Here is a 10,458-nt window from a genome sequence, read left to right as displayed (position 1 = left end):
CGCGGCGCGCCCCGACATGCGGTACTGCATCGGCTCGATCAGCAAGCAATTCACCGCCGCTGCCATGCTCATGCTGGCGGAGCAGGGGAAGCTCTCACTCGACGATCCGGTTTCGAGATTCCTGCCCGACCTGACCCGCGCCCGCGAGGTCACCATCCGCGAGCTGCTTTCGATGACCTCGGGCTACCAGGATTTCTGGCCGCAGGACTACGTGATGCCCAATATGATGGAGCCGACCACGGCGCGGCAGATCCTGGACGGGTGGGCGCGCATCCCGCTGGATTTCGATCCCGGCACGAAGTGGCAGTACAGCAACACCAACTACGTCATCGCCGGGCTCATCATCGAGAAGGCCAGCGGCATGCGCCTGATGGACCTCCTGCAGAAGCGCATCCTGACGCCGCTGCACATGGAGAGCGCGGTGAGCATGCATGTGGCCAAGGACGACCCGAAAAACCCCATCGGCTACCTGAAATATGCGCTCGGGCCTCCGCGGCCCGCGCCCAAGGAGGGGAAAGGCTGGATGTTCGCGGCCGGGGAGTTGGCCATGACCGCCTCCGACCTGGCCCGTTGGGACATCAGCCTGATGGACCAGACGCTGCTCAAGCCGGCATCGTATCGCGAGATGGAGACCGACACGCGCCTGAAGAACGGCGTCGGGACGCGCTACGGGCTGGGAGTCGATGTCGCCCTCCAGGAGGGCCGGCGGGTGATCGCGCATAACGGCGAGGTTTCCGGGTTCGTGGCCGAGAATGCGGTCTATCCCGACGACCGGGCCGCCATCGTGGTGCTGACCAATCTGGATGCCTCCGGCGCTGCCGGGCAGATCGTGCGCCGGATCCAGCCGCTGCTGTTCACCGTCCAGGACGAGAAAAAGGAAGAGCGCCTGCAATTGGCCCGCAAGGTCTTCGAAGGACTGCAGCACGGGACCATCGACCGCTCCCTGTTCACCTACAACTGCAACAGCTATTTCAGCGAACAGGCCTTGAAGGACTTTGCCGACAGCCTCGGCCCGCTGGGGCCGCCGGAGGAATTCGCGCAGGCGACCCACAGCCTGCGCGGCGGCATGGGCTTCCGCGCGTACTCGCTGAAGTTCAAGAACGGCCAGAAGGTGCGCATCACGCTGCGCGACCTGCCCGACGGCAAGATCGAGCAGTTCCAGGTCGCGGCCGCGGAGTAGGAGCTCTAAACCGCAGAGATCGCAGAGAGCGCCGAGGAACGGGAAAAGCGCGCCGGACCGAGGCGCGCTTCTTTGTACTCTGCACTCTGCACTCTGGACTTCCTACGGGTGCGTCATCTTCTCCGGACGCACCAACTGGTCGAACTCCTCGCCGGTCAGGTATCCCAGCTTGAGCGCGGCCTCACGCAGGCTGCTGTGCTCGACGTGAGCGGTGTGGGCCACCTTGGCGGCCTTGTCGTATCCGATCTTGGGCGCCAGGGCGGTCACCAGCATCAGCGAGTTCTTCACGTACCAGTCCACCTTGGCCTTGTCCACCTCGATGCCCTTGATCATGTATTCCACGTAGCCGTGGCAGGCGTCGGCAAGCAGGGTCACCGAGTGCAGGAAGTTGTAGATCATGACCGGCTTGAAGACGTTGAGCTCGAAGTTGCCCTGGCTGCCGGCGAAGCCGACAGCGGCGGTGGCCCCGTGCACCTGGACGCAGACCATGGTCATGGCCTCGCACTGTGTGGGGTTGACCTTGCCCGGCATGATGGAGGAGCCAGGCTCGTTCTCCGGGATGCTGAGCTCGCCCAGCCCGCAGCGCGGCCCCGAGGCCAGCCAGCGGATGTCGTTGGAGACCTTCATGAACGAGGCCGCCAGGGTCTCGAGTGCGCCCTGGGCGAAGATGATCTCGTCATGCGCGGAGAGCGCCGCGAACTTGTTGGGGTGAGAGCGGAAGGGAAGCCCGGTCAACTCCGCGATCTTCTGGGCAGCGCGCTCGGCGAACTCCGGGTGGGTGTTCAGCCCGGTCCCGACCGCGGTGCCGCCGATGGCCAGGTCGTAGAGGCCCTGGAGCACCTGCTTCAGACGCTCGATGTCGCGTTCCAGCAGGCTGGCCCAGCCGCCGAACTCCTGCCCCAGGGTGAGCGGCACGGCGTCCTGCAGATGGGTACGCCCGATCTTCACCACATCGTTGAACTCCTTGGCCTTGGCCTTGATGGCGTCCACCACCGTCTGGACAGCCGGGATGAGCTTGTTCTGCACCCGCTCCGCCGCCGCGATGTGCATGGCCGCGGGGAAGGTGTCGTTCGACGACTGCGACATATTGACGTGGTCATTGGGATGGACGGGTTTCTTCGATCCCATCTCGCCGCCGGCCAGCTCGATGGCGCGGTTGCTGATGACCTCGTTGACGTTCATGTTGGTCTGAGTGCCGCTGCCAGTCTGCCAGATGCGCAAGGGAAACTGCTCGTTGAGCTTGCCCGCGATGACCTCGTCGGCCGCCTGGACGATCAGCTTGGCCTTGTCGGCGGGCAGCTTGCCCAGGTCCTGGTTGACCAGGGCGCAGGCCTTCTTCAGGATGCCGAAGGCCCGAATGAGCTCCGGCGGCATGGTGTCGCGGCCGATATCGAAGTGCAGGAGAGAACGCTGGGTCTGCGCTCCCCAGTAGACGTTGGAGGGCACCTCGATGGTGCCCATGCTGTCGGATTCAAGGCGGGTTTTCGTCACAGGTTCGATTGCGGTGGCCATGAAGGTGCTCCTATGAAGGAGTACTCAGTACTCGGTACTCAGTACTCAGAATGAATCAGTATCAAAACAGGAAATTATCGCACCATAGGGTCGAGGGAGCACGCAAAAAGCGGCCACGCGGGATCTTTGGCGGACTACCCAGTACTTGAACCGCAGAGTTGGCGAGTATCATCCAATCGTCCAAGTCATGGCTGAAGACATCTTCGACATGCTGGTCATCGGCGCCGGGCCTACGGGCCTGGCGTGCGCCATCGAGGCGAAGCGCGCGGGACTTCGTGCCGTGTGCGTGGACAAGGGCTGCCTGGTCAACTCGCTCTTCCACTACCCCGCCAACATGACTTTCTTCACCACGCCGGAATTGCTGGAGATCGGCGACATCCCCTTCCCCACGGCCCACCAGAAGCCCACCCGCCAGGAGGCGCTCGAGTACTACCGAAAGGTGGCGGAGCATTATCGGCTCGACATCCGGCAGTACCAGCAGGTGGTACAGGTGGGCGGGAAGGACGGCGATTTCCGCGTGCACACCGCGGACCATCGCGGCCGGGCCTACGAATATCGTGCCCGCAAGCTGGTGGTGGCGACCGGCTACTACGACCTGCCGAACCTGATGGGTGTTCCGGGCGAGGACCTGCCGCACGTTTTCCATTATTACCGCGAGCCGCACCCTTACTACGACTGCGAGGTTACGGTCATCGGGGGCAAGAACTCAGCGGCGATCGCTGCCCTGGAGTTGTGGCGGCACGGTGCCCGGGTGACGCTGGTGCATCGCGGGCCGGGCATGAGTCCGAGCGTCAAGTACTGGATCAAGCCGGATGTTGAGAATCGCATCAAGAGCGGAGAAGTGAAGGCCTTTTTCAGCAGCCATGTGTTGGAGATCCGGCCGGACAGGGTGCGCATCCAGACGCCGGAGGGGGAGGCCACGCTCAAGGCCGATTTCGTGTTCGCCCTGACCGGCTATCACCCGGACTTCGACTTCCTGCGCCGCCTGGGAGTGAGGATCACGGCCAATGACTGCCGCCCCGATTGCGATCCCCAGACGCTGGAAAGCAACGTGCCCGGCCTCTACCTGGCGGGGGTGGTGATCGCCGGCTCCCGCACCAGCGAGATCTTCATCGAGAACGGACGGTTCCACGGGCGGCAGATAGCGGCCGACGTAACCCGCAAGCTTGGCCGGCCGACCATGCCATCTGGTAACCCGTGAAAACCCAGGAGCAGTGGGCAAAGTACTTGACGAGCGGGGTTTCGAAATCCAGAATATCCAGGTAGAAGTACGGAAGCGGCCATATGAAGCGGACCAGCCCCGGCATCGTAATGAAGGCTCTGGCGCTGTTCCTCTGTTACCTGCTCTCGCCGCTTCATGTCTTCGCCCAGGCAGGCGGGTCGGCGCAGCCTGCCGGCCAGATCACCTCCCTGATCCCGATCGCGTCACGCAACAATACCCCCGCGAAATTCAAAGACGACGTCCATTGGAATGACCTTATCCAAACGGAGAAATCGGGCCGTGCCCGCATCGGATTGACCGACGGTTCGATCCTCAGCGTAGGTTCCAACAGCCAGCTCAAGATCACGCAGCACGACGCCAGCGTCCAGCAGACCCAGGTGGAGCTCGACTACGGCAAGCTGCGCAGCCGGGTGGTAGCCATCACCAAGCCCGACGGAAAGTACGAGGTGCGGACCCCGAACGCAGTCGCGGGCGTCATCGGCACAGATTTCTCGATCTTCTTCAATCCTGAGACGAAGGTCAGCACGGTCGTGGTGTATAGCGGCACTGTCGTCGTGAGCGGGCTGGGTGCCGCCGCAGGACAACAGGCGACGCTTCAGGCCGGACAGATGCTGGAGGTCTCCAGTCACGGGGTGGGCAGTCCGCAGACCACGCCGCCGGTCGTGCAGCAGGCCAGCATCTCGGATACCACGACGGAAAACACCAGTGCGGCAGGGTCCGGCGGCTCGCATCTTCTGCGCAATCTTCTCATCGGGCTGGGCGTGGCGGTGGCCAGCGTCGCCATCGGCGTCACGGTTGGCGGTAAGGATGCGGCGCCAGCCGCGCCGGCAGCTTCCTCTTCCACGAGCAACAATCCGAATAAGTAACCGGACTCAGCCTGCGGGACTGCAGGCATTTCTCTTGATCCGCTGCGCCAGCTTCAGGCGAGGGTGACCGCCTGTTCGCCTAATTGCTCATTGATCAGCCGTCCGACCAGCGGTTTGAGGCGCTCGCCCGTCTTGGCCAGCACGAACTCTTTGGCGGCGTCGGACCAGTCGAGCTTGAAGCTGGTGGAGAGGGCCGAGATCCAGATCTGGCCGGTCGCCGCTTGCGGCGAGATGACGAACCGGGCCGGCGGTTCTTCGAAAGAGATGTGGAGGGCGCCCGCCTGGTCCTCGACCTCGATATCAGCCTGCTCTTCGGCCGCTACCAGGCTGCGCTTCAACGATTCCAGGGCGGCGTCGGCCCTGCGCCGGAATTCCTGCTCGTCCATGGGGGGATTATAGAAGAGGGGCGCGACTCGCGCCGCGCCCCTGGCCTGCTGCCCGGTCCTTACTTCAGCAGGTACTCCTGCATGAACAGCACCGTGGAATAGAACTGAAAGTCGCGGTTCTTTTTCTTCTGGAAGCCGTGGCCTTCATCCTTGGCCATGAGGTACCACACCGGGGTGCCGGTCTTTTTCAGCGTGTTGACGATCTGCTCGGCCTCGCTGCGGGGGACGCGGGGATCGTTGTAGCCCTGGATGACGAACATCGGCTTCTTGATCTTCTCCGCGTTGTTCAGAGGCGCGATCCGTTCCAGGAACGCGCGCATCTTGGGGTCGCGCTCGTCGCCGTACTCCACCCGCCGCAGGTCCTGGCGGTATCCCGAGGTGTTCTGCAGGAAGGTGGCCAGGTTGGAGATGCCGACGATGTCCACCGAGCAGCGGATCTTGGGGCTGTAGAAGGTGGAGACCGCCAGGGTCATGTGCCCGCCATAGCTGCCGCCGGTGACCATGATGCGGTCGGCGTCCAGGTCGGGCTGCTGCTTGATCCAGTCCAGCAGCGCGTCGATGTCCTTATAGGTGTCCTCGCGCAGGTACCCGTTGTCGAGCGTGAGGAAGGTCTTGCCGAACCCGCTCGAGCCGCGCACGTTGGGGAAGATGAGGGCGACCCCCATCTCGTTCAGGTAGTAGTTGTTGCGGCCGAGGAAGCCGGGACGGAATTCGCCCTCGGGGCCGCCGTGGATATCCACCATCACGGGGCGCTTGCCGGTGAACTTCGCCGCCGGCCTATAGAGGAACCCGGTGATCTCCTTGCCGTCGAAGCTCTTCCACTTGATGAGTTGGGGCTCGGAGTAATTGGCGGTGTTCAGGCCGCCGGTCTCGCTGTAGGTCCAGCGCTCGAGCTTGCCGGTCTTCACGTCGATGGAATAAGCGTCCGAGGTCGAGCGGCTGTTGTTCATGGACAGCATGAGATCGCGGTTGTTCTTGTGCCAGCGCAGGCTGCCGACCAAGCCGACGGGCAGCTTGGGTGCGGCAATCTCCTTGCCGGTACGCGCATTCATCAGGTGCAGGACGCCCATGCCGTTCTCGTTGGTGACGAAGGCGATGGTGCTGCCATCCCAGCTCTGGGCGAAGTCGTCCACGTCGAAGTTGAGGTGGGTGGTGAGGAAGGTGTGCCGGCCGGTGGCCAGGTCGATATAGGCAAGGCGCTGGAACTCGGAATCCTTGTCGGTCGTGACGTACACGCCCTTGCCGTCGCGGCTGATGGCGGCATCGCCATAGGCGATCTTCTCCTTGCCGCCCTTGGGGGTGAGCAGCTTCTTCTCGCAGTTCGCCGAGTCCGCCAGCCAAAGGTAGCTCTCGTTGGCCGAAATCTCTTCCATGATGAGGACCTTCTTGTCATCCGGCGACCAGCTCACCGCCGCCCAGCCTCCACCCTTCAATTCGCAGAGCAGGCGGTCGGACTTGGGGTTCAGGGGCTCGACGACCCAAATGTCTACGTCATTACCGGTGCGGCGTGTCGAACCGTAGGCGATGCGGTCACCTTTGTAGGAGAAGACTCCGCCGGTGTTGCGCGACTTGCCGTCGGTCAGCAAAGTGGACTCGCCGCTGGCCAGGTCGTAGCGGTAGACCTGGTAGAACTCGTCGCCGCCTTTGTCCTTGCCATAGATGAAGTAGTCGCCCTTGGTCGGCTCGAAGCGCCCGCCAAAGACGTTTTCCGGGAAGAAGGTGAGCTGGGTGCGCGCGCCGCCCGGCATCTTCACCAGGTGCGCCTGCGAGGTATCGGCGAAGCGGGTGGCGATGATCATCTCGCGCCGCAGCGGGTGCCAGCTGGTGGGCGCTGCCCCGCGGAATTCGCTGTAGCGTCCGACCTGCTCGGCGATGGATTGGGGCACGTCGGGCACGCCATTCACTACCAGATTGTCGGCTGGGCGCAGGACAGGAGCTGCGGGCTTGTCGGCGGAAAAGGAGAGGGTCGAAAGCAGCAAGATGAGCGAGAGACAGCGGAGAGTCCGGGTCATGAGAGTCTCCTTGATCGAATGGATTCTTCTTGAGGCAGGGAACGGCGAGCATTCCCTCGTTAGACCCGCACCATGGCAAAACGTCAACGCCGCGGGAATCATCGCTGAGTGCTGGGGACCGAGTACCGGTTACTGATGTTCAGAACGGGATGTCCTCGTCCGTGATGCCCGTGCCCTGGTGAGCTTCTTCCTGCTGCGGGCGCTGGTCCATGCCGGCAGAGGCGCTGCGAGACCGTCCGCCGCCGCCCTCTTCACCTTCACCGCGCCCGCCGCCGCCGCCGCCGCCCAGCAGGACCAGGTCCTGGGCGACGATTTCGGTCATGTACTTCTTCTGGCCGCTCTCCTTGTCGTCCCAGGAGCGGGTCTGCAGGCGTCCTTCGATGTACACTTGACGGCCCTTCTTCAGGTACTCGCCGGCGATCTCGGCGGTCCGTTGCCAGGCCACGATGTTGTGCCACTCGGTGCGGTCTTGCCAGTTGCCTTCCTTGTCCTTGTAGCGCTCGTTGGTGGCCAGGCTGAACTTGGCCACTGCGGTTCCGCTGGGGGTGTACTTGACCTCCGGATCCTTGCCCAGATGGCCTACCAATATGACTTTGTTCACGCTCTTTGGCATGAGTGCGGCTCCCATCGAAAAAAGTTGGGAGCACTATACCAGTTCGGCCCATGGGTGACACGACTTGCCGGCGGGCAAGAAACAGAGACCTCAACACAAGGGACACGAAGGCCGACAGAGAGAACACGAAGGAAGGCCTGGTCAAGTAATTGACAAGTAGGTCAAGAATTCGTCGCTCCCGAGCGCGCCTCAACGTAAGTCACTGATATCACTTAACTTCCTGTCCCGCTCAAGGTTCCGTCGCACCGCTTAGACCCCCAAATCCCGCCGTTCGCTACAAAGTCATTAGGAATTAGGGGCTTTCGCTGAAAAATACCATCGTTGAATGTGGGGGCCCCAGCTACGGACGCGCCTATGCGCCTCGGCGGCGGTGTGTGTTGGGGAGCAAAAGCCTAACCTTCCGCGGCTAAGAACGGCCGCGCCAAGATTACTTCGTCCCAGAATGGGACAAAAGGCGGGGAAATGAGTACTTCGACGCATCCAGCACCCAGTCAAGGACTTGTGCAGATCCAATCCATTGAAGAGATGATCCGCCAGCGGGTGGCGGAAGAGCGTGCACGGCTGGAGAAAGAGGCTGGGCTGGTGCACAAGGAAGTCCACCACTTCCAAAAGCCCGTCGAGCGAGGCTTCACCGCCGACCAGCGCAGCAACACAACCCTGCTCTTCGGCGGCCTGACCTGGAAGCACGAGAAGCTGGTCCACGGCGCGCTCGAGGGCCTGGGTTACCGCTGCGAGGTCGTGCCCACCCCCGACGTCAAGGCCTTCCAACTGGGCAAGGAGTACGGCAACAACGGTCAGTGCAACCCGACGTACTTCACGGTCGGCAATCTGGTCCAGTACCTGCAGAAGCTGGAGGAATCGGGCATCAAGCGGGAAGACCTGATCAACAACTACGTCTTCCTGACCGCCGGCGCCTGCGGCCCCTGCCGCTTCGGCATGTATGAGGCCGAATACCGCCTGGCGCTGCGCAACTCCGGCTACGACGGCTTCCGGGTGATGCTGTTCCAGCAGTCCGGCGGCTTGAATCAGTCCGACGCCGAAGCCGGCCTGTGCATGAACCTGGACTTCTTCCTCAACCTGCTGAACTCGCTGAACATGGGCGACATCATCAACGAGGTCGCGTACCAGATCCGCCCGTTCGAGATGGAGGCCGGGGCCACCGACGCCATGCTCGACGAAGTCATCGACTACATGCACGAGGTGCTCAAGAAGAAGTCCCCGTGGTCGATCGAGAAGCAGTTGGGCAAGCTGGGCTCCAAGGTCCCGATGAAGGGGACGGTCGAGTATCTCGGCAAATTCCTCAACCAGCTTTACAGCGACGACTACACCACCGCGCTGAACCACGTGCGTGACCGCTACAACTCGATCAAGGTGGACCGCTTCCGGGTGAAGCCGATCGTGAAGATCACGGGCGAGTTCTGGGCGCAGACCACCGAGGGCGACGGCAACTTCAACATGTTCCGCTTCTTGGAAAAGGAAGGCGCGCAGCTCATCGTCGAGCCCATCGGCACCTGGATCATGTACATGATCCACCAGGTGGTGCAGAAGATCCGCGACACCCGCGGCCTGGAAGAGGGTGCGGTGATGCCTCCGGGATGGCGCATCGACAAGCAGGCCAAGATCGAGTGGAACTACCGCCAGCGGTTGATGAAGCTGAAGGCCGCCGAAGTCATCTTCGCCCGCGAGTATCACAAGATCATCGACGCGCTGGGCGGCACGGCGCACAAGCTGGTGAACCAGTACGAACTGCAGCGCCTTGGCCACCCCTACTACAACTCGCGCGCCGGCGGCGGCGAGGGCCACCTCGAAGTCGCAAAGAATATTTACTACTCCAACCGCGAGCTCTGCCACATGGTGCTGTCGCTGAAGCCTTTCGGCTGCATGCCTTCCACGCAGTCCGACGGCGCGCAGTCGGCGGTCGTGTCGCACTACAAAGACATGATCTTCCTGCCCATCGAGACCTCGGGCGAGGGCGAGATCAACGCCCACAGCCGGGTGCAGATGGCGCTGGGCGAGGCCAAGGCCAAATCCAAGCTCGAATACAAGGACGTGCTCGAGAAGCTCGGCAAGACGGTACAGGAACTGAAGGCCTTCGTGGCCGAGCATCCGGAGATGGAGACCGCGCTGTATCACGTGCCCAAGTACAAGGGCGTGATCGGCACCGCGGCCAATTTCGCCATCCACGTCGCCGAGAAGATGGGCGCACAGGTTCCGTACCACGTCGAAGCTCACTAACCAGCAGCCAAGAGAACTGAGAACTACTGGAGACTGAATGCCGGGACTGACGGAAAAAGCCGATCGCAACAAGCGTTACGACCAGCTTTGGATGGGCGTCGACGTGGGTTCCACCACGGTGAAGGTCGTGGTCATCGACGGCACCACCGATGACATCCTCTGGGCCGATTACCAGCGCCACGATACCAAGCAGCCGGAGAAGGCGCTGGAGATGCTGAAGGCCATCGAGGCCGATTTCCCCAACACTCCGCCCGAGAATTTCCGCGCCTTCATCACCGGTTCGGGCGGCTCGGGCATCTCCAAGCACATCGGGGCGAAGTTCGTGCAGGAGGTGAACGCGGTCTCGCTGGCGGTGGAGAAGCTGTACCCGGAATGCGGCTCGGTGATCGAGCTCGGCGGCCAGGACGCGAAGATCATCATCTTCAAGGAAGA

General features: G+C 62.6%; 9 protein-coding genes. 5 read left to right on the top strand and 4 right to left on the bottom strand.

Features of this window, described 5'->3' with window-relative positions:
- On the top strand, positions 1-1,180 hold a 1,180-nt coding region (locus tag VMS96_11490), incomplete at its 5' end, for a serine hydrolase domain-containing protein (protein ID HVP44049.1).
- A 102-nt stretch (positions 1,181-1,282) separates the two neighbouring features.
- Here the strand turns inward: VMS96_11490 and fumC are convergent.
- Positions 1,283-2,692: a class II fumarate hydratase gene (gene fumC / locus VMS96_11485; GenBank protein ID HVP44048.1), complete on the bottom strand. Its 1,410-nt coding sequence runs from the start codon at positions 2,690-2,692 to the stop codon at positions 1,283-1,285.
- 187 nt (positions 2,693-2,879) lie between these two features.
- On the opposite strand from fumC, the gene VMS96_11480 reads away from it, so the two are divergent.
- The gene (locus tag VMS96_11480) at positions 2,880-3,893 is read left to right on the top strand and encodes a YpdA family putative bacillithiol disulfide reductase (protein HVP44047.1); all 1,014 of its coding nucleotides are present in this window, start codon (positions 2,880-2,882) and stop codon (positions 3,891-3,893) included.
- A gap of 83 nt (positions 3,894-3,976) precedes the next feature.
- The gene (locus VMS96_11475) at positions 3,977-4,780 is read left to right on the top strand and encodes a FecR family protein (GenBank protein ID HVP44046.1); all 804 of its coding nucleotides are present in this window, start codon (positions 3,977-3,979) and stop codon (positions 4,778-4,780) included.
- Between the two features lie 53 nt (positions 4,781-4,833).
- Here VMS96_11475 and cyaY read toward each other — a convergent pair whose 3' ends face one another.
- The 3 genes from cyaY to VMS96_11460 all read right to left on the bottom strand — a co-directional run bounded on the left by cyaY (position 4,834) and on the right by VMS96_11460 (position 7,791).
- Positions 4,834-5,166 (bottom strand): iron donor protein CyaY, encoded by a 333-nt coding sequence (cyaY, locus tag VMS96_11470; protein ID HVP44045.1) that lies wholly within the window; start codon positions 5,164-5,166, stop codon positions 4,834-4,836.
- A 59-nt stretch (positions 5,167-5,225) separates the two neighbouring features.
- Positions 5,226-7,178, bottom strand: coding sequence for a prolyl oligopeptidase family serine peptidase (locus VMS96_11465; GenBank protein HVP44044.1), 1,953 nt, complete (start codon positions 7,176-7,178; stop codon positions 5,226-5,228).
- Between the two features lie 139 nt (positions 7,179-7,317).
- Positions 7,318-7,791, bottom strand: a complete 474-nt coding sequence (locus VMS96_11460; GenBank protein HVP44043.1) for a single-stranded DNA-binding protein — start codon at positions 7,789-7,791, stop codon at positions 7,318-7,320.
- A 501-nt stretch (positions 7,792-8,292) separates the two neighbouring features.
- On the opposite strand from VMS96_11460, the gene VMS96_11455 reads away from it, so the two are divergent.
- Positions 8,293-10,026, top strand: a complete 1,734-nt coding sequence (locus VMS96_11455) for a hypothetical protein (protein HVP44042.1) — start codon at positions 8,293-8,295, stop codon at positions 10,024-10,026.
- Between the two features lie 37 nt (positions 10,027-10,063).
- On the top strand, positions 10,064-10,458 hold a 395-nt coding region (locus VMS96_11450; protein HVP44041.1), incomplete at its 3' end, for a hypothetical protein.

Source organism: Terriglobales bacterium (assembly GCA_035543055.1).
In the GTDB taxonomy this organism is placed as follows: Bacteria; Acidobacteriota; Terriglobia; order Terriglobales; family Acidobacteriaceae; genus JAIQFD01.
Note: the sequence above shows the minus strand (reverse complement) of the source record. Positions and strands in the feature narration are given on the sequence as shown.

What these genes read in the sequence shown, in the direction of transcription:
- fumC (HVP44048.1), bottom strand. Translation starts at nt 2,692, where the DNA reads ATGGCCACCGCAATCGAACCTGTGACGAAAACCCGCCTTGAATCCGAC.
- VMS96_11480 (HVP44047.1), top strand. Translation starts at nt 2,880, where the DNA reads ATGGCTGAAGACATCTTCGACATGCTGGTCATCGGCGCCGGGCCTACG.
- VMS96_11475 (HVP44046.1), top strand. Translation starts at nt 3,977, where the DNA reads ATGAAGCGGACCAGCCCCGGCATCGTAATGAAGGCTCTGGCGCTGTTC.
- cyaY (HVP44045.1), bottom strand. Translation starts at nt 5,166, where the DNA reads ATGGACGAGCAGGAATTCCGGCGCAGGGCCGACGCCGCCCTGGAATCG.
- VMS96_11465 (HVP44044.1), bottom strand. Translation starts at nt 7,178, where the DNA reads ATGACCCGGACTCTCCGCTGTCTCTCGCTCATCTTGCTGCTTTCGACC.
- VMS96_11460 (HVP44043.1), bottom strand. Translation starts at nt 7,791, where the DNA reads ATGCCAAAGAGCGTGAACAAAGTCATATTGGTAGGCCATCTGGGCAAG.